At 67.6% G+C, this 18179-nt stretch carries 16 protein-coding genes; 8 read left to right on the top strand and 8 right to left on the bottom strand.

Annotation, left to right across the window (positions count from 1 at the left end):
* Nucleotides 1-200: 200 nt before the first annotated feature.
* The 7 genes from AB4061_RS27305 to AB4061_RS27275 all read right to left on the bottom strand — a co-directional run bounded on the left by AB4061_RS27305 (nucleotide 201) and on the right by AB4061_RS27275 (nucleotide 8750).
* Nucleotides 201-1052 carry an OmpW/AlkL family protein gene (locus AB4061_RS27305; protein WP_441639388.1) on the bottom strand — a complete coding sequence of 284 codons (852 nt, stop codon included), beginning with the start codon at nucleotides 1050-1052 and terminating at the stop codon, nucleotides 201-203.
* A gap of 35 nt (nucleotides 1053-1087) precedes the next feature.
* Nucleotides 1088-2311 (bottom strand): DUF2957 domain-containing protein, encoded by a 1224-nt coding sequence (locus AB4061_RS27300; protein ID WP_441639387.1) that lies wholly within the window; start codon nucleotides 2309-2311, stop codon nucleotides 1088-1090.
* A gap of 229 nt (nucleotides 2312-2540) precedes the next feature.
* A complete protein-coding gene (locus AB4061_RS27295) occupies nucleotides 2541-3893 on the bottom strand; it encodes a DUF2957 domain-containing protein (RefSeq protein ID WP_441639381.1) in 1353 nt (450 codons plus the stop codon).
* 253 nt (nucleotides 3894-4146) lie between these two features.
* Complete coding sequence (locus tag AB4061_RS27290) at nucleotides 4147-5034, bottom strand: DUF1571 domain-containing protein (protein WP_441639386.1); 888 nt, start codon at nucleotides 5032-5034, stop codon at nucleotides 4147-4149.
* A gap of 290 nt (nucleotides 5035-5324) precedes the next feature.
* Entirely contained in the window at nucleotides 5325-6260 is a 936-nt protein-coding gene (locus AB4061_RS27285) for a TetR/AcrR family transcriptional regulator (RefSeq protein WP_441639379.1), read from the bottom strand.
* A gap of 278 nt (nucleotides 6261-6538) precedes the next feature.
* Nucleotides 6539-8134 carry a GMC family oxidoreductase N-terminal domain-containing protein gene (locus tag AB4061_RS27280; protein WP_441639377.1) on the bottom strand — a complete coding sequence of 532 codons (1596 nt, stop codon included), beginning with the start codon at nucleotides 8132-8134 and terminating at the stop codon, nucleotides 6539-6541.
* Between the two features lie 31 nt (nucleotides 8135-8165).
* Nucleotides 8166-8750, bottom strand: coding sequence for a hypothetical protein (locus AB4061_RS27275; protein ID WP_441639375.1), 585 nt, complete (start codon nucleotides 8748-8750; stop codon nucleotides 8166-8168).
* Nucleotides 8751-8910: 160 nt separating this feature from the next.
* Between AB4061_RS27275 and AB4061_RS27270 the strand changes: the two genes are divergently transcribed.
* The 6 genes from AB4061_RS27270 (at nucleotide 8911) to AB4061_RS27245 (ending at nucleotide 14981) form a co-directional block, all read left to right on the top strand.
* A complete protein-coding gene (locus AB4061_RS27270) occupies nucleotides 8911-10014 on the top strand; it encodes an AraC family transcriptional regulator (RefSeq protein ID WP_441639373.1) in 1104 nt (367 codons plus the stop codon).
* Nucleotides 10015-10287: 273 nt separating this feature from the next.
* Entirely contained in the window at nucleotides 10288-11877 is a 1590-nt protein-coding gene (locus tag AB4061_RS27265) for a flavin-containing monooxygenase (protein ID WP_441639371.1), read from the top strand.
* A gap of 55 nt (nucleotides 11878-11932) precedes the next feature.
* Nucleotides 11933-12847, top strand: a complete 915-nt coding sequence (locus AB4061_RS27260) for an SDR family NAD(P)-dependent oxidoreductase (RefSeq protein WP_441639369.1) — start codon at nucleotides 11933-11935, stop codon at nucleotides 12845-12847.
* On the top strand, nucleotides 12844-13806 hold the full coding sequence (locus AB4061_RS27255) for an alpha/beta fold hydrolase (protein WP_441639367.1): 963 nt from the start codon (nucleotides 12844-12846) through the stop codon (nucleotides 13804-13806). Before AB4061_RS27260 ends, AB4061_RS27255 begins: the two co-directional genes overlap by 4 nt.
* Nucleotides 13807-13947: 141 nt before the next feature.
* Nucleotides 13948-14820, top strand: coding sequence for a metal-dependent hydrolase (locus tag AB4061_RS27250; RefSeq protein ID WP_441639365.1), 873 nt, complete (start codon nucleotides 13948-13950; stop codon nucleotides 14818-14820).
* The gene (locus AB4061_RS27245) at nucleotides 14817-14981 is read left to right on the top strand and encodes a rubredoxin (RefSeq protein ID WP_441639363.1); all 165 of its coding nucleotides are present in this window, start codon (nucleotides 14817-14819) and stop codon (nucleotides 14979-14981) included. The genes AB4061_RS27250 and AB4061_RS27245 overlap by 4 nt, the downstream gene beginning before the upstream one ends.
* A 40-nt stretch (nucleotides 14982-15021) precedes the next feature.
* On the opposite strand, the gene AB4061_RS27240 is transcribed toward AB4061_RS27245, so the two are convergent.
* On the bottom strand, nucleotides 15022-15909 hold the full coding sequence (locus tag AB4061_RS27240; protein WP_441639361.1) for a MerR family transcriptional regulator: 888 nt from the start codon (nucleotides 15907-15909) through the stop codon (nucleotides 15022-15024).
* Between the two features lie 170 nt (nucleotides 15910-16079).
* Between AB4061_RS27240 and AB4061_RS27235 the strand changes: the two genes are divergently transcribed.
* Together AB4061_RS27235 and AB4061_RS27230 are read left to right on the top strand one after the other, a co-directional pair.
* Complete coding sequence (locus AB4061_RS27235; protein WP_441639359.1) at nucleotides 16080-17009, top strand: LysR family transcriptional regulator; 930 nt, start codon at nucleotides 16080-16082, stop codon at nucleotides 17007-17009.
* Nucleotides 17010-17210: 201 nt separating this feature from the next.
* Nucleotides 17211-18179, top strand: coding sequence for a Bug family tripartite tricarboxylate transporter substrate binding protein (locus AB4061_RS27230; RefSeq protein ID WP_441639357.1), 969 nt, complete (start codon nucleotides 17211-17213; stop codon nucleotides 18177-18179).

Raw genomic sequence — 18179 nt, 5'->3', positions numbered from 1 at the left:
TATCTGGGCCGTAAGCACGACCGCCCGCCAGGGCCCACTGTGCTCTGGCGCGGCTTCTTCATCCTGCACGAGAGCATCAAGATGTATCGCATCTTCCGCCAGAACGAATGAAGTCATGTCGATGATTTGTGGGTAATCCTGAGCTCCCCATGAGGGGAGAGGGAGTGACTGCCCTCACATCGCAAACGGCTTTGGTCCCTTCAGAACTTATACGTCGCCGCCACAAACATGATCAGCGGGTTCGGGCTGATGGTGGCCTTGGAGGTGGACAACACCGTGCCGTCGGACGCCTTGATGATCATCGATGACGTCGTCTTGAGCGGAATGTAGGTGACCGATGCGGTCAGGCCCCACTGGTCCGTGATCGCAAAGGAGCCGCCGATGTTGAACACCGGCGCGAACGAGTTCGACGCCTTGGCCTCCACGGAGGTCGGCCCCGGCTTGCCGGCGCCGGCGGCCAGCGTGGCGCCCAGGTTGTTGTTGACCGAAGCGGCGAACGCCGGGTTGAGCTCGATGTTGGTGAAGAAGTTGTACGACACACCGATGCCCAGGAAAGGACGCACGCGCGCGGCAGGCTCGAAGAAGTGGTACTGCACCATCGTCGCCGGGCTCCACTGGCGTGCGCTGGTGATGATCGGGTTCAGGCTGGGGTCGCCCAGCGGCTGCTGCCCCAGCGCGCCCGCCGGGCCCGGCGGAATCAGGTTGCCGTGGCCGTAGAGCTTGAACTTGGGCGGAATGCCGCCCACCGCCGTCAGCGCGATGTGGTCCGTGAAGAAGTGGCTGAAGGTCAGCCCCAGTGTATCCGCGTTGGATGTGCTGATGCTGCTGCCCGGCGCCGTGAATGACGACGGCAAGCCCAGCGGGCCGTTGATGGGCGCATCGATCACGCTGGTGGTGAACGGGCTGCTGTTGCCGCTGGTGTTGATGTGGAACCAGCCGGCAGCGACGACGTTGTCACCGGCTTTCTGTGCATGGGCTCTGGGCATGCCGCCCAGCCAGGCGAGCGCGGCGATCAGCAATGGCGCTGCCAAACGAAAGGCATTCTTCGTCATCTTGTCTTCCCGGAATAAGTTGGATCGCATGGCCGTCACTGCACGAAGGCGCCGATGGTGAAGTACGGGCTGCCGCTGCGCGACTCGAGAAAGCCGAACACGCCGCCGGTGAAGATGAACTTGCCGGTGGGGCTGCCCGCCGCGCCATCCTTGCGCGTGGTGGTGACCACGCCGGCCAGCTGCTGCGAGAAGTCCAGCTTGAGCGCCGTGGCGAGCGACGCGTCGGACGGGTGGAACGGGTCGAGCATGGCCGCATCCGCTGCCACCAGCGCGGTGGTGCGGTAGTCGAAGTTGCTGTCCACGCCGACGTACTCGCCGTTGACCGCGCCCTGCGTCACGGCGATGGCCGGCGCCATCATGCCGATGCCGATCTCGTCGTCGGCGCCCAGCGGCATGCCGTTGGTGACCGAGCCGTTGGCGTAGCCCACGCGGATCATCACTGGGACCAGCTGGCCGCGCAGCTTGCCCACGATCAGGTACGCGCGGCCCAGCGTGGCGCCGAGCGTGGGCGGATCGATCTCACCCTTGTAGTTGGCCGACATCAGGCTGCCGTTGGCTTGGGGCACGAAGTTCTTGCCCTTTTGCGAGCAGGTGCCGCCGGTCTTGTTGTCGCACACCTGGAACGAGCCGTCGGCCGCCAGCGCCATGCGGTAGTCCTGCGCCACCGTCTGGAAGTTCTTCGACGGCACCTCGTGAAAGCCATAGCCGTTGTACTGGCCGGCGATCTTGGTGAGGTCGGTTTCGGTCTGCGCGAAGCCGATGAACTGGAAATACGGGAAGGTGGTATCCGGCACCGCGCCCGCACCCAGGACACCATTGAACTGGATGCGCGCACCGGGAATGGTGCCGCCCGCCACGCCCTCGCCAACGAACAGCCGCGCCGGGCGCTTCGGGTCCAGGCTTGCGCCGTTGAGCTGGAACGCGCACTGGTTGAGCTTGTCGGTGGGCAGGCCCGTTTCCTGCGACAGCGTGCCCGTCATCACGTTCTGGCCGCCGGTGGTATCGCTGCGGGTCGGCAGCACGGTGCCCGTGGTGCGCGGCACCGAGGAGTCGAGGAAGGTCACTTGCCAGGTCTTCCTGGTGGTGTCGATCTGCACCTTGACCAGTTCGCCCGAGCCGGTGCCCCCGGTGAAGGTGGTGGTGTAGTCGAGCGTCGCGGGACACAGCCGCACCGGTATGGCCGGGGCGGAGCTGGTGCTCGCGGCGCTGCCGCCACCGCCGCTGCCGCCATCGCCGCCGCCGCCGCACGCGGCAAGCATCGCGGCGCCCAGCAGCGCCGCGCCGTAGCGCAGGATCCGCTGTCCATGAGGATTCCTCCACGGCGTACGTTGCCGATGCTGTCCGTGCTGCAAAGGGTGCTGATGCATGATGCTGTCTCCTGAAGCGCTGTTTCGCGCGTGGTGCTTCTCTGTATATTCTTCGTGGTCGGGGGGCCGACTCAGGGGGGCTGAATCAGGGGCTCACTCAGGGGCTCACTCAGGGGCTCACTCAGGGGCTTGCGAATACGCTCACGCGGAACGTCGGGTTGCTGCCGGCGGCGCCGGCAAGGTGGGCGAACACATGGCCGGTCGAGATCAGCGCGCCGGGCGTGCCGCTGTTGTCCACCGTGGTCACCACGCCGGGCTTGGCCTGCGTGAGGTCGAGCTGGTAGCCGCCCTTGGCGTTCATGGTGAGCGGATCGATCAGCCCCACCGCATTGCCCTGCACGATCGACGAGGTGTAGGCCAGGTCGCTGCCCGAGCCCACGTAGCCGCCGTTGAGCTGCGCGTTGGTGAGGTTGGTGGTGGGCGCCAGCAGGGCCAGGCCGGACTCGTCGTCAACGTTGAGCTCGAAGTCGAGCGGGTTCAGGCTGATGCGCGCGTAGCCGGTGCGGATCAACAGCGGCACTTGCTGGCCGCCCAGCTTGCCGACGACCATGATCCCCTTGGCCTTGCTGCTGTTGCCCGCCGTGAACGACGAGGTGTAGAAGTACGGGTACTGCTTGTTGGCGCCATAGTTCGCGCTCTCGAATGCGCCGTCGTTCTGCGTGCGTGCTTTCCATGGGTTGCCGGTGGAGCGGCAGTTGCCGCTGGCGGCGGTGCAGGTGCCGTCGGCGTTCAAGGTCTCGACCGTCTGCGCGGTGGCTGGCAGGAAGTTGCCGCTCGGGGTCAGGCTGCCGCCAGATGGCACCACGTGGTAGCCCAGCAGGTTGTACGTGCCCGCTACCTTGGTGAAGTCGGTCTCGGTCTGCGCGAACGCCAGCACCGGATAGATCGGGAACGTCTTCGCCGGAATCACGCCGAGCCCGGCGACGCCTTGATAAGAGATGGTGGCGCCGGGAATGCCACCGCCCGCCACGCCATTGCCGACAAAAATCACGGGCGGGTTGGCGGGGTCGATGAGGGCCTGCGAGGCATTGTCCGATGGCGTCGCGCTCTGCAATGCCAGCGCACAGCGATTCTGCTCCGCCGTGGGCAGCGACTTGAGGTTAGCGATCTTGCCGGTGAAGGTCACGCCGGCACGCGTTGGATAGACGCTGTTGGTGATCTTGGGCACTGGCGATTCGATGATCTGCAGCGTGTAGGTCATCGCGCTGGTATCGAACTGCATCTTGACGAGCTCGCCGCCGCCGGAGCCGCCGGTGAACACCGTCGTGTAGTCGAGCGAGGCGGGGCACAACGGCGCGGCGGCCGGGCCGGTAGTGGCCGGACCCGAAGCGGGGCAACTGCTGGTGCTGGCGCAGGACGCAACATCCGCCTTGGCCGGGTTGGGTACCCCATCGCCGCCGCATGCGGCGAGCATCAGTGCGAGGCTCGTGCCAGCCATCGCTGCAAGGCCATTGCATACATCCAGACGGGCCATGACTTGTCTCCTTCTTATCGGTCTTGTTGTTTTGCGTGCCGCCTTGCGCGGCAATGCACTGTCCTTTCCGTGCAGCGACTCTCGCTGCCGGGGCCAGCGAGCGTCAATAGAGCGTGCGTTCCAAACATGGCGTGCCGCGCCTGTGGCATGGCAGCGCAAGCGCTTGCGCCGCTTGTTCAAACCGCCGCGCACGTGCCCGCGCAAGCGGATTCAAACGCGCGCGGCGCTGCCTGGCGGGCACGGTGATGCAGCATCAGAATTTGTAGTCGCCGTTTTTTGCATCGAAGGCGCTAGCGTCGAAGGTCTTGCGCACCGCCTTCTCGAAGACAATCTTCTCGACCATGTTGCCCTCCGCGTCCCAGGCGGTTTCCACGCGCGGCCAGGGGTTCTTCAGGTCCAGCATCAGCTGCACCCGCTTGGCGTAGTAGCGTGGCGCACCGGCCGGCAGGTCCCAGGTGAGCGCGACCATGCGCATGCCCTGCTCCTGCACGATGTCCGCGCGCGTGAACTTCTCCGTGAGCCCGGCGGCGCGCAGCGACCTGGCATCGCGATCCAGCATCGACACCACGTACTGGAAGCCCAGGTCGCGCACCGTGTGGTTGGACTGCGCGCGCGCGATGGTGCCGTCGAGCGCGATCCACATCGAGGTGAAGCCCAGCATGCCGCCGAGGTGGCCGTACATCTCATCCTTGCGCTGCGTCTCGTCGTAGATGATTTCCTGGCCGGCCTGGCTGCCGCCTGGCAGCCACTTCGCATAGAGCTGGCGCGGCGCGTGGCGGTAGCGGATCATCATGCGCGCGGGCTGGTCTTGCCACTGGCCGTTGAGGCGCTCCTGGCGCGTCATCCAGTACTCGTACTCGGGGTAGCGGTTCATCTCGGTCTTGGCCCACAGCAGTGCGGCCTCGGGCTGCAGCGCGTTGATGGCCGCAAGCAGTTGCTCATCGGGCAGCTTCGCCAGTTCGCCGCTGGCGATCTGCTTCGACAGCAGCGCGGCCTGCTGCTGCGCCGTGAGCCCGTCGTAGGCGGTGCCGGTGCCGGCACTGGCGGGGGACTGTGGCTGCGGTTGTGCGAGTGCCGGCAATGCGAGCGCGAACGCGAACACGAACACACAGGCCGCTGCGGGACGGCGCAGCAAGGGCAATGGGTTCTTCAATGCGGATACGGGTGCGCTCAGCGCATGGGAATACAGGGCTTTCACGATGCGGGTCTCCTGTTGTGGCGCCGGCCCGCGCAAAAACGCGGGCGACAGCGGTCCACCGCGTGCGCCGGGCGTACGCGTGGTGTCGTTGTGAACGGAATGCCTGAGTGCGGATCGCCGCGGAAATGCCGGGCTAAGGACGGCCGGATGCCTGGCTCAAGCGGGGCTCTCGTAACTCGGGCTCCTGGCGGCAGCCAGGCCTGCGCCGGCGGTTGGCCGGCGCCAGCGCGCCGCTAGGTTCTGGAGCGGGTACGCATCCAGTCGTCGAGCGGATTGCTCGGGAAGACGAAGGGGTGCTCGCGCGCGCCGCGCACCGTCATGCTGGTGACGGCGGCGCGTGTCGCGCCCTCGTTGCGTGCCGCGCGGCGTGTCTTGCGCACGGCAACGGAAAGGGTGTCGGCGCGTTGCGCCTGTTCTGCCGCCAGGGCAGTCAGCGCGGCCTGGCCGGCGTGCGCTTCAGCGTGCTGGGTCTTGCCGATCTGGAATACGTCCTGCAGCGCGCACAGTTGCTGGCTGGCGGGCACGGGTGCCTTGAGCGCAGCCACCACCATCGCGCTCAACTGGGCGAGCACGTGCGCGTCGCTCAGGTCCTTGCCTTGTGTAAAGGCCGGCAGCAGGTTGCCAAGCTCGTCGCCGGCCAGCACACCGGCCAGCGCCTTGAGCGCAAAATTCAGGCGCCAGCCCAGCTCTTGCGGCGGGATCTCGGGCAGCGCGCGGGCGAAGGCATCGGAGAAGCGGCCGAACACCGGCGCGTAATGGCCGAGCAGATAAGACTGGATGAATGGCGAGGTATCGGAATACACGCGCCCGAGCAGCCGCAGGAACGACGGGCCGCCCACGTCGGGCTCGCGCGCCATTTGCAGCGCGGGCACGAAGAGCGCGCCCATCACGTGTTCGCAGCGGATCTGCGCGCCCGGCCAGCGCGCCTCGCAGGCATCGAGCAGCGCCAGGCGGCGCATGTTGAGCGGATCGAGCCGGCGGCCCAGGACCGCCTGCATCATGATGTCTTTACTGCGGAAGTGGTAATTGACCGCGGCCAGATTGACGATCGCGCGCGATGTCACTTGCCGTAGCGAGGTGCCTTCGTAGCCGACCTCGATGAACAAGCGCTCGGTGGCGTCGAGAATGCGGGCCTTGGTGTCTCCTGCCGTGCCTTTTCCGGTCTTCATAGGGGGCGTCTCTCTTATGGTCATGCCGTACAACCCCAGCAAAACTCCACACACTGCAGCAGCTCCCTGCTCTGACGGCAAACGGATGCTTGAAACAGTTGTACGGAGCCTAGCGAGCGCTGCGCGCGTTTCACAAGTGCATTTTTGGAGCGTTGCCTCTAAATGGATTGGATTGTGCCTGCATGCCGCGCGTGCCTCGCCGGATTTTGCTTCCCTGCCAAAGGGGGGCGCGGCCTTGCGGGCCAAGGCCCGCCGCCGCGCGCAGCGGCAAGCGGCGCTCATCGGGCCAGCTGCCCTGCCAGCGCCTGGGCGTTTTGCGCGCTGAGTGCGAAAACAGACAGTTGCGGGTTGGCCCCTATGCTGGTCGGAAACACGGAGCCGTCCAGCACCGACAGGTTGGCCAGCTGGTGATGGCGGCCATGGCTGTCGACCACCCCGCCCTGCGGCTGGTCGCTCATGGCGCAGCCACCCATCAGGTGCGCGGTAAACAGCGCGGCGCGGAACTTGGCCAGCGGCAGCGTGGCGATGCCCTGCCTGGCTTGCGCCCAGCTGTCGTAGTACGGCGCGTCCAGGTGGGCCGGCCGCACCCGCAGCGCGCCTGCGGCAAACTGCGCCTCGGCCATGCTCAGCCAGGCGCGCCGCATGCCGTCCCAGACATAGTCGCTGATGTCGTAGTCGAGCACCGGGCTGCCATCGTCGGCAATGCGCACGCGCCCGCCTTCGCTCTGAGCGACAAAGCCATCGCGCAGCAGCGCGAGCATGGCGTTGGCATGCGGCAGCGCGGCCATGTCGGCGCGCAGCGCCTCGCCCACCTGGTTGAACACGCCAGCGCTGATGCCGGGGAACAAGGGCGGTACTTCCAGCTTGTAGCCCATCGGGCCGGTGGCGCCATCCTTCCACTGGAAGTGATCGGAGGCGATCGATTGCGGTGCGCCGTAGTACGGGTCGACCTGTTCGGGCATCACCGCCACACTCAGGTTGACCGGATGGATGAAGGTACGCACGCCAACCCGCTGATACGGGTCCGGCACGCGCGAGCGCAGCAACAGCGCCGGTGTGTTGATGGCGCCGCCGGCCGCCACGTAGTGCCGCGCGCGCACGGTCACCGCGATGCCCAAAGGCGTGCGGCCATCGGCACCCAGCGCTTCACCAGCAAGCGTGGTGACCGTCTTGCCGTCATGCTCCAGCGCGCGCACCCGCACGCGGTGGACCAGCGTGGCGCCCTTGGCCAGCGCGGCGGGAATGGTCGATACCAGCATCGATTGCTTGGCGTTGACCGGGCAGCCCAGCCCGCAATAGCCGGAGTTCCAGCAGCCTTTCACATTGCGCGGGATCACGTGCGACTCCCAGCCCAGCTTGTCGCAGCCGCGCTTGAGCACATCGTTGTTATTGTTCGGCGGCATGCCCCACGGCGCCACCGACAGCCGTGCCTCCATGCGCGCGAACCACGGTGCCATGTCCGCGGCGCCGTGGCCGCTTACCGCGTGGTGCGCGGCCCAGTGCGCCAGCGTTTCCTTTGGCGTGCGAAAGCTCGACGACCAGTTCACTGTCGTGCTGCCGCCCACCGAGCGCCCTTGCAGGATGGCGATGGCGCCATCGGAAGTGGCGCGCGCCGCGCCCTCCTGGTACAGCTCGCGATAGGCGCGGCCCTCGTCCATGTCCTTGAAGCTGTCGGAGGTGCGCAGCGCGCCTTCCTCCACCAGCACCACGCGCAAACCGGCTTCGCTGAGGATCTCGGCGGCTACGCCGCCACCGGCGCCGCTGCCGACAATGACCACGTCGGCGTCGAGCGAAACCGGCGCCGTGAGCGTGGCGCCGTCCACCACGTTCCAGCCGGCGGCGATGCCGGCACTATAGATATCGGGAATAGCCATGAGGGTTTCGCGTATTGGGTATGGGTTGGCTTCAGGCGTGCAGCGCACGAAAGACCGCGGGATTGGGGCCGGGATAGCCGCTGCCCGCCCACGCCGCCGGCAGCAGGTAGTAGCCCACGCTGCTCAGCTTGACCAGCACCACGGCGCCGGCATTCAAGGTGGCGAAGCGGYTGGCGCGCCAGCGCGCGAGAAAGCGGCGCGCCTGCTGCGTGTCGGTCTGCTTCCAGTCCTGGCCCACACCCGCGAGTGCCCAGCGCAACGGCCCGATGGCGAGCAGGTCAAGCAGCTTGCGCAACTCCGCGCGCGCGTTGGCATCCATTGCGGCGCATGTGGCGTCGACATTGCGCACGGCCTGGCCGAGCTGCAGTTCGCGCGGGCCGCGCTCGCGCTCGGCGAGCTCCGCCACCACGGCGGGCAGCAAGGCGGTGAACAACGCCACGTCGCCTTCGCGCAAGAACTGCATGCCGGTGGCGGGTTGCTTGTGCGCGGGCGAGCAGCCGGACAATGCCGGGACCAGGCCGGCGCACGCGAGTGCGGCGGACAGGCCAAAGCCAATCTTGAGAAAGCCGCGCCGCGAGAGCGCGGACGCGGGCGGCTCGGTGGCCGGGGTGTGCATGGTGTGTCTCCTGTTTTGCGCTTATCCGTCTGCTTGCGGGTGCATTGCGGGTGCATTGCGCGGGCCTTGCGATGCGCGTTGCCGATACCCCGCATTGACGCTCGCCGCAGTTTGGATAAAGATCGGGCCCCGGTCTTGATCCCGCATGACAGGTGATTTGATGCCACGCGCCAACGCGGCGCTCCCCGCCGCTGCTATCACCGACATCGCCAGCGCTGCTTACGTCGCCGAGACGCCCGGCACCGTGTCGCTGCCCTACCTGCGCACCGTGCTCGACTACGGCGAGGCCGCCGGCATCGCGCTGGCCGACCAGCTCGTGCTGGCAGGGCTCGATCCCGCCCTGCTCGACAGCGCGGCCGGCCCCGCCACGCGCATCGGCGTCGCGCACTACCTGACGCTGCTCGATGCGCTGGAGCGCGCCGCTGGCGATCCGCTGGCGGGCCTGCACGCGGGCGCGGCCTTCCGGCCGCGCCACTATGCCGAGATGGGTTATGTGGTGCTGACCACGCCCACGGTGCGCGAGGCCATCCTGCAGGGCATCCGCTACGAGGTGCTGGCCAACGATATCGGCCGCACCCGCCTGCATGAAACGGCGCAGGGCGCGTGGATGACGTGGGAGGCGCAGCACGGCCCGCTGTCGCGCCACGCGCACGAGCTGCACATGGCCACGTGGATCTGCTTTTCCCGCTGGCTGCTGGGCGACGGCTTTTTTGCCGAGCGCATCGAGTTTCCCCACGCGCCGCCACCCGGTGACCACGCCGGCGACTACACCCGGGTATTCGGCTGCCCGGTGGTCTTCAACGCCGGGCGCCACGCCATGCACATCGATCCCGCGCTGCTGGCGCGCCCTTCGATGCAGGCCGATGCGCAAATGCAGACGCAGATGACGCGTATCGCCCAGGCCCAGCTGCGCGCGCTGGAGGCGGACGGCGCTGGCGAGATCGCGCAGGCGCGTGCCTTTATCAGCGCGACGTTGCATCGGGGCGAGGTGCCGATCGCGGCGGTGGCGGCGCACCTGCGCTTGCCGGTGCGCACGCTGCAGCGGCGGCTGCAGGCGCAGGGGCTGAGCTACTCCGCGCTGGTCGACGGGTTGCGCCGCGCGCAGGCCGAGCGCTACCTTGCCGACCCCGCTATCAGCCTCGCCCAGCTGGCCATGCTGCTTGGCTTTTCGGAGCAGAGCGCGTTCAGCCATGCGTTCAAACGCTGGACGCAAGAAACCCCGAATGCCTGGCGCAAGCGGTTGCTGGGCCGCGCGCCGGGATAGCCACCGTCGCCTTTTTGCCATGTCCGGCAGATCGGTGCCGGTTTCAAACGCAGCGGTGGGTACGCCCCTCAGTGCGGGAAGGCGCGCTTTCTTCCTGTTTTATGCGCTCAACAAGCCACTAAAATCCGCTAAAAATTAGAGTGGCGATTCAAATCTCCGTGTTGACCCGGGGCGCTGGCGTGCCTACGATGACATCCATCAATGTCACAATCAAGGATGTTGCGACGCAATGCGGCATCCCGCCGTGCATGCCAGCGACACGAGAGACAGCTTATGAACGCGCCAGCAGACCTGCCCCCGGAGTTATCCACAGCCCAGCCATCACCGAAGGGGCCCGGCCCCGGCGAGCACATCGATATCGCCATCATCGGCACCGGCTTCGCCGGGCTGGGCATGGCGATCCGCCTCAAGCAGGCAGGCCTGCATGACTTCGCGCTGTTCGAGAAGGCCGCCTCGGTGGGGGGCACGTGGCGCGACAACCACTATCCGGGCTGCGCCTGCGATGTGCAGTCGCATCTGTACTCGTTCTCTTTCGCGCCCAACCCCAACTGGTCGCGCATGTTTTCGCCGCAGCCGGAGATCCGCGCTTACCTGGAGCGCTGCACCGACCAGTTCCGCCTGCGCCCCCACCTGCGCCTGAACCACGAACTGCGCCGCGCCGCGTGGGACGACGCCAGCGGCACGTGGCAGCTCGACATGGCCGATGGCAAGCGCGTGCGGGCTCGCGTGCTGGTGTCGGGCATGGGCGGCCTGAGCCGGCCGGCGTATCCCAGTATCCCGGGCCTGGCGCGTTTTCGCGGCGAGGCGTTTCACTCGCAGCACTGGAACCATGACTACGCGCTGGCGGGCAAGCGCGTGGCGGTGATCGGCACTGGCGCCAGCGCCATCCAGTTCGTGCCGCAGATCGCGCCGCAGGTGGCGCACCTGGACCTGTTCCAGCGCACGCCGCCGTGGATCATGCCCAAGCCCGACCGCAAGGTGTCGGCTGCCGAGCGCTGGCTGTTCCGCCGCCTGCCGCTCACGCAAAAGCTGATGCGCACCGGCATCTACTGGGCGCTGGAGTCGCGCGTGCTTGGCTTTGTGGTGCATCCCAAGCTGATGACGGTGGTGGCGCGCATTGCGCGCCGCCATATCAAGCGGCAGATCGCCGATCCCGCGCTGCGTGCCACCGTCACGCCGGACTACACCATCGGCTGCAAGCGCGTGCTGATCTCCAACGACTATTACCCCGCGCTGGCGCGCGCCAATGTGGACGTGGTGACTCACGGTATCGACCATGTGGAGGAAGACGCCATCGTGATGCGCGACGGCACCCGCCGCCAGGCGGACTGCATCATCTTTGGCACGGGCTTTCACGCCACCGCCCCGATTCCGCGCGGCGCCATCCTCGGCCAGCGCGGCGCCGACCTGCTCGACGCCTGGCGCGATGGCGCCGAGGCATACCTGGGCACCACCGTGGCCGGCTTCCCCAACCTGTTCCTGGTGGTGGGGCCGAACACCGGCCTGGGGCATAGCTCGATGGTGTTCATGATCGAGTCGCAGGTGAACTACATCCTCGGCGCGCTCAAGGCCATGGGCCAGCAGCGTGTGCAGGCCATCGACGTGCGAGCGCCCGCGCAGCGCGACTACAACGCCGGGCTGCAGCGCAAGCTGGCGGGCGCGGTGTGGTCGGAGGGCGGCTGCGTGAGCTGGTACCTCGACCCCAAGACCGGCAAGAACACCACGCTGTGGCCCGGATTCACCTGGCAGTTCCGCCGCGCCACCGCACGCTTTCGCATGGCTGACTACGAGATCCGTCCGCTGATGCAGCACGCGCTCGCACCCAGCGCACCCAGCACAGCCAGCCAGGCCATCGAGGCGTGAGCGCGCTGCGCGTCCGGCCGCGAACCTGACAAGAAGAACACCGAGGAGACACCGCATGAAGGATTTCAAGAACAAGGTGGCCGCCATTACCGGCGCAGGCTCCGGCATGGGCCGCTCGCTCGCGCTCGCGCTGGCGCGCGAAGGCTGCCAGCTGGCGCTGTCGGACCGCAATGAAAAAGGCCTCGCGCAGACGGTGGCCGAGGTCATGCGCGCGGCGCCGGGCCTGGTTTTCACGCAGCACTGCGTGGATGTATCGGACCGCGCCGCGATGTACGCCTGGGCCGAGCAGGCCGCGCGCACGCACGGGCGCATCAACCTGATTTTCAACAATGCCGGCGTGGCACTGTCGAGCACCATCGAGGGCATGAGCTACGATGACCTCGAATGGATCATGGGCATCAACTTCTGGGGCGTGGTGCATGGCACCAAGGCGTTCCTGCCCTACCTGAAGGCCAGCGGCGAAGGCCACGTGATCAATACGTCGAGCATCTTCGGCATCTTCGCGCAGCCCGGCATGAGCGGCTACAACGCGAGCAAGTACGCGGTGCGTGGCTTCACGGAATCGCTGCGCCAGGAGCTCGACATGCAGGCGTGCGGCGTGTCCGCGACCTGCGTGCACCCGGGTGGCATCAAGACCAATATTGCGCAGGCCAGCCGCATTTCCGCGAACGTCACCGGCTTCCTGGTGCACGACGAGCAGCAGGGCCGCGACGAGTTCGAGAAGTATTTCATCACCACAGCGGACAAGGCCGCGCGCGTGATCCTCGACGGCGTGCGCCACAACCGCCGCCGCGTGCTGATCGGCCCGGATGCGGTTGCCGCCGACATGATGGCGCGGCTGCTGCCCGCGGCTTACCAGAAGCTGGTGGTGTTCGACGCGCGCCGCAAAGGCCCGCTCGGCAAGCCCGCCGCGGACGTGCCCGACACGGTGCCGGCCAAGGCCAGCGGCAATGGCGGAGAGGCGCAATGAACCGCGTCGCCATGCCGGCGGACAGCCGCCTCTCGCAGCCACCCGGCGCGCTCACGCGCTGGTTCGGCCAGGGCCGCGTAGGGTTGTTCAGCCTGTCGCGTGAAACGCTTGCCAGACGCTACGCGCTGCCGGCCTCGCGCTGGGTGCAGGTGATGGGCACGCTCGTGCATTACACCGATGAAGGCGTGCCCGACGGCGAGCCGCTGCTGCTGATCCACGGCTTTGGCGCCTCGCTGCACACCTGGCAAGGCGTGCTGCCGGCACTCGCGCAACGCTATCGCGTGCTGCGCGTGGACCTGCCGCCCTTTGGCCTGACCGGGCCGTTGCGCGATGCGCGCGGGCGCATTCTCACCATGGATGTGGACACGTACCGCCGCTTCATCGACGCCTTTTGCGACGCCATCCACCTGCGGCGCGCCAGCGTCATCGGCAACTCGCTGGGCGGCCTGATCGCATGGGACATGGCTGCGCGCCATCCGGAGCGCGTCGACAAGATGGTGCTGATCGATGCCGCCGGTTTCCCGATGAAGCTGCCGCTCTATATCGCGCTGTTCAACCACGCGCCGGTGCGCTGGTCGGCGCCGTGGCTGCTGCCGGAGTGCGTGATCCGCGCCGCCACGCGCGATGTCTACGGCGATGCTTCGCGGGTGGACGAAGGCACCTTCCGCCGCTATGTCGATTTCTTCTACGCCGAGGGCAGCCGCGAAGCGGTCGGCCGCATGGTGCCCAAGCTGGATTTCGACGCGCTAGACACGCAAGCGCTCAATGGCATCCGCTCGGCCACGCTGGTGCTGTGGGGCGAGCGTGACCGCTGGATCCCGCCGGCGCATGCGCAAGCCTTTGCCGGGCGCATTCCGGGCGCGCGGCTGCAGCGCTACGCAGGCCTGGGCCATATCCCGATGGAAGAGGATCCGCAGCGCGTGGCGGCGGACTTGCTGCCTTTTCTCGACGGGCGCTGAGCCGCTGTTGCAACACCCGACGCACCCGACGCACCCGACGCACCTGACGCACCTGACGCACCTGACGCACCCGATGCACCCGATGCACCCGATGCACCCGATGCACCCGACGCATTCCACGAATCGACAGGAGTACTCATCATGATGCCAGTCCGACGCGATGTGCATCCCCACTTGCCCGCCAGCCGCATCGGCGACTGGCACGTGCGGGGCCGCCATGTCACCCACTTCGTCAACGCGCTTTCGATCTTCTTCCCGGCGGGCGAGCGCTTCTTCATGGACAGCGTGCGCGCCTATCGCGACGACGTGACCGACCCCGAGCTCAAGCGCGCCATCGCGGGCTTCATCGGCCAGGAAGCCATGCACACGCGCGAGCATATTCTCTACAACCGGCTGATGACGGATGCGGGCCTGCCCGCCGAACCGCTCGACCGCTTCGTCGGCAAACTGCTCAACGTGCTGCGCAAGATACTGCCCAAGTCATGGCAGCTTGCGCACACCATCGCGCTCGAGCACTACACCGCGATGCTTGCCGGCGGGCTGCTGGCGGACCCGGAGCAGATGGGCGGCTCCGAGCCCGGCTATCACCAGGTGTGGATCTGGCACGCGCTGGAAGAGACCGAGCACAAGGCGGTGGCCTACGACGTGTGGAATGCCGTGATGAAGCCGGGGCTATATCGCTATCTGTTGCGCACCTTCACCATGCTCACCACCACGGTGACGTTCTGGGCGATGGTGTTCGTGTTCCACATCCGGCTGGTGATGGCGGATCGCGAGTGCCGCAACAAGCTCAGCGGTTTTGGCGGCGTGGTGCGTTTCCTGTGGGGCAAGCCCGGCGTGCTGCGCAAGATGATCCCGGATTGGTTCGACTATTTCCGGCCGGGCTTCCACCCGTGGGATCACGACAACCGTGCGCAGCTGGCGCGCATCGAGCCGCTGATCGCGGAGATCGAGGCCACTTCCGCGCGGGCCGGCGTATCCAGCCGGGCGCCTTCGGTGAGGGCCGCGGCATGAAGCTCTGGCAGTGTGAGATTTGCGGGCTTGTCTACGACGAAGCCGCTGGCATGCCGGAGCATGGCATCGCGCCTGGCACGGCATGGAGTGCGGTGCCGGAGGACTGGAGCTGTCCCGATTGCGGCATGCGCAAGGGCGATTTCCAGATGGTGGCGTTTTAGCTAGCGGGCTAGAGCGCTAGAGCGTGGGCCCGTACCTGTATCAGCGCCTGGCCTTGCGCGGCCCAGCCTTGGGCGGGTTGCCCGCGCCGCCGTCTTCCGGCGCGTCGTGCAAGTGCTCGATGATGGCCGCCACGCGGTCGCCGAGGTATTTATTGGCCGACCGTTCCATGGCCCGCATCATCTCCGCTTCCACCGCCACCATGGCCAGCGGGCGGATGCGCCAGAGGATATCCACCAGCCGCGGCACGTCCTGCGGCGGTGGCAGCTTGCCTTCGCCGAAGCGGTCCAGTTCGCGCACCACCATGGCCACGATCCGGTCCGATACGGCTTCAAAGTGCCCGCGTGCGTGCTCGACGATGGACAGCACATCTTCCAGCGGAAATCCCGCGCGCGCGATCTCGGCGCCGGCGGCCAGCGTGCGCGGGCTGCGCGCGAGGTAGCCCATGCCGTCCGCCTCCAGCAGGCCGAGCGCGATGGCCTTGGCCAGCGCCGGGCGCGATATCGCGCGGCCGAACAGCTTGGCCAGCGCCAGGTAGGAATAGTGGCGCGGCACTTCGTCGGTCCACGGGCTGCCGATGGCGGATTCCAGCCCGAGGATGGAGCGCAGGTCATGCCCTTGCACGATGGCCTTGAGCAGTTCCTGGATATTGTTCAGCGTGTAGCCGCGCGCCAGCAGGTGGTTGATCAGCCGTAGCAGGCCCAGGTGCGTCTGGGTGTAGATGCCCACCCGGCCGCGCCGCTCGGGCGGATCGATCAGGCCGCGGTCCTGGTAGGAGCGCACGTTGCGCACCGTGGTGCCGGCCGCCCGCGCGAGTTCGTCGATGGTGTATTCCGGCGGCGTGCCGTTGCCGGCGCCGGCGGCATCGTGGGCGGCGGACGCGGATGACGAGGAGGAGGTGGGCGCAGCGCTGCGCTTGAAGAAGGCCATGGCAAAAATTCTACCCGAGTCGTGCGGCTGCCGTGTGTCGTATGCCGGGCGCTGCGCGCCGGGGCACGCACCGCTACAGCTACAATATTCGCAGCGCCGCTCTTCGCGACGGCGGCATTTGCCCGGATCGTCCCCATTCAACTTCTGCGCGCGCCCTGGCGCGAGTCCTTATGCATATCCGCTGGCTGGAGGATTTTGTGTGCCTGGCCCAGGCCGGCAGCCTGGCGCGCGCGGCGGAGCTGCGCAATGTCACGCCGCCCGCGTTCGGGCGCCGCATGCAGGCGCTGGAAGTCTGGGCGGGCGCGCCGCTGATCGATCGCAGCGTGTTCCCGGTGCGCCTCACCGATGAGGGGCGGCAGTTCCTGGAGGCCGCGCAGAGCGCGCTGCGCACGCTGGACGATACGCGCATGTCGCTGCGCGCGGCGCATCGGGCCGATGCCAGCACCGTGGTGATCGTCACCGGCAAGACGCTGGCGCGCTCGATGGTGCCGGCGTGGCTGGCCGGCCTGCGCCATGCGCTGCGCAACGACAAGGCGGCTGCGGGCTTTCGCACGCGGCTTTCCACCTTTCCCACGCACGACGCGCTGGCGATCTTCACCGAAGGCGACGCGGATTTCCTGCTTTGCTACAACTCGCCGGAGCAGCCGGTGACGCTGGACAGCGCGCGCTACCAGTACCACTTCGTGGGGGAGGAACGCCTCGTTTGCGTGAGCGCGGCGGCGGATGGCGGCGGCCCACAGTACAAGTTGCTCGCACGCGGGCAGCGCGCCCCGGTGCCGATGATTGCCTACGCGCCGACGCTGACCCTGGGCCGCATGGTCAACGGCGAGATCGCCCGGCGCGGGCTGGCCAGCCGGCTCGACGTGATCGCGGTCAGCGACTTCGCCGAATCCGTGCATGAAATGGTGCGCCAGCGCATGGGCCTGGCGTGGCTGCCCGCGCGGCTGATCGCCGATGACCTGCACGCCGGTCGCCTGGTGCGCGCCGGGCTGGAGGTGGGCGGCGAAACGGACCTCGTGATGCAGATCCTGCTGTATCGCCCGCGCGCACCCATGCGGGCGCTGGGCGAGGCCTTCTGGCATGCGGCGGTGGCGGGCTAGCTGTTCGGCGCCACGCGCCGGGCCCGCCTTGGTGCGGGCAGCGGCCTGATCCCGGTCCCCGATCCCCCACCCTTGCCAAAACGGCAAGCGCCATTGCCAAAGCCGCACGTTGCTGCGGCCGCACGCTCTCTAAGATCGCCGCATGCCTGCATACCTTGCCTGTCTGCATACGGCGCAAATCTAAAAACGGAGAGACCTGCCATGAACAAACTGCTGCGTGCGGCTGCTGCCGCATCCTTCTGCCTGCTTGCCGGCGGCGCCAGCGCCTCGGGCTGGCCGACCAAGCCGATTTCCCTGGTGGTGGGCTATACCGCGGGCGGCAGCGTCGACCTGGTGGCGCGCACCATCGCGCCGGAACTGGGCAAGCGCCTGGGCCAGAGCGTGGTGATCGAGAACCTGGGCGGCGCGGGCGGCACCATCGGCGCGTCCAAGGTGGTCAAGGCCGACGCCGACGGCTACACGCTGCTGATGGGCTCGGGCAGCGAGGTCTCGATCGCGCGCCTGACCAACCCCGCCGTGCGCTACGACGGCGAGCGCGACCTGGCGCCGATCACCTTCGTCGGCACCCAGCCGATGGTGCTGGTGGGCAAGTCGGCGCTGCCGGCCAAGAACGCCGACGAGCTGATCGCGCTGGCCAAGGCGCAGCCGGGCAAGCTGGCCTATGCGTCATCCGGCGTGGGCACGCCGCTGAACCTGGCCGGCGAGCTGATCAAGCAGCAAGGCAAGGTCAACATCACCCATGTGCCCTATAAGGGTGCGTCCGCCATGTCCACCGACCTGCTCGGCGGCCAGATCGACCTCGCCGTGATGGTGCTGTCGTCGGCGCTGCCGCATATCCAGGCTGGCCGGGTCAAGGCCTACGGCGTGACCGAAGGGCACCGCGCCCAAGTGGCGCCCAACGTGCCCGCGCTGGCGGAAAGCAGCGCGCTCAAGGGCGTGGACATGGGTGTGTGGTTTGGCCTGATGGCGCCGGCCAATACGCCGCGCGCCGTGGTCGATCGCCTGAACACCGAGATGCAGGCTGTGCTGGCCATGCCTGACGTGAAGAAGAAGCTGGCCGAGGCCGGCGTGGAAGTGGCGCCGGGCGGCCCGGGCCAGTTTGCCAGCTTTATCAAGCGCGAGACGGTGAAGTACAAGAGCATCGTCCAGACTGCTGGCATTCACGAATAA

This window comes from Cupriavidus sp. YAF13, assembly GCF_052113425.1.
In the GTDB taxonomy this organism is placed as follows: Bacteria; Pseudomonadota; Gammaproteobacteria; order Burkholderiales; family Burkholderiaceae; genus Cupriavidus.
This window is presented reverse-complemented; position numbering and strand designations above follow the sequence as displayed.

Coding starts and splice junctions, on each gene's coding strand:
- AB4061_RS27305 (WP_441639388.1), bottom strand. CDS start 1,052: ATGACGAAGAATGCCTTTCGTTTGGCAGCGCCATTGCTGATCGCCGCG.
- AB4061_RS27300 (WP_441639387.1), bottom strand. CDS start 2,311: ATGCTTGCCGCGTGCGGCGGCGGCGGCGATGGCGGCAGCGGCGGTGGC.
- AB4061_RS27295 (WP_441639381.1), bottom strand. CDS start 3,893: ATGGCCCGTCTGGATGTATGCAATGGCCTTGCAGCGATGGCTGGCACG.
- AB4061_RS27285 (WP_441639379.1), bottom strand. CDS start 6,260: ATGAAGACCGGAAAAGGCACGGCAGGAGACACCAAGGCCCGCATTCTC.
- AB4061_RS27280 (WP_441639377.1), bottom strand. CDS start 8,134: ATGGCTATTCCCGATATCTATAGTGCCGGCATCGCCGCCGGCTGGAAC.
- AB4061_RS27270 (WP_441639373.1), top strand. CDS start 8,911: ATGCCACGCGCCAACGCGGCGCTCCCCGCCGCTGCTATCACCGACATC.
- AB4061_RS27265 (WP_441639371.1), top strand. CDS start 10,288: ATGAACGCGCCAGCAGACCTGCCCCCGGAGTTATCCACAGCCCAGCCA.
- AB4061_RS27260 (WP_441639369.1), top strand. CDS start 11,933: ATGAAGGATTTCAAGAACAAGGTGGCCGCCATTACCGGCGCAGGCTCC.
- AB4061_RS27255 (WP_441639367.1), top strand. CDS start 12,844: ATGAACCGCGTCGCCATGCCGGCGGACAGCCGCCTCTCGCAGCCACCC.
- AB4061_RS27250 (WP_441639365.1), top strand. CDS start 13,948: ATGATGCCAGTCCGACGCGATGTGCATCCCCACTTGCCCGCCAGCCGC.
- AB4061_RS27245 (WP_441639363.1), top strand. CDS start 14,817: ATGAAGCTCTGGCAGTGTGAGATTTGCGGGCTTGTCTACGACGAAGCC.
- AB4061_RS27240 (WP_441639361.1), bottom strand. CDS start 15,909: ATGGCCTTCTTCAAGCGCAGCGCTGCGCCCACCTCCTCCTCGTCATCC.
- AB4061_RS27235 (WP_441639359.1), top strand. CDS start 16,080: ATGCATATCCGCTGGCTGGAGGATTTTGTGTGCCTGGCCCAGGCCGGC.
- AB4061_RS27230 (WP_441639357.1), top strand. CDS start 17,211: ATGAACAAACTGCTGCGTGCGGCTGCTGCCGCATCCTTCTGCCTGCTT.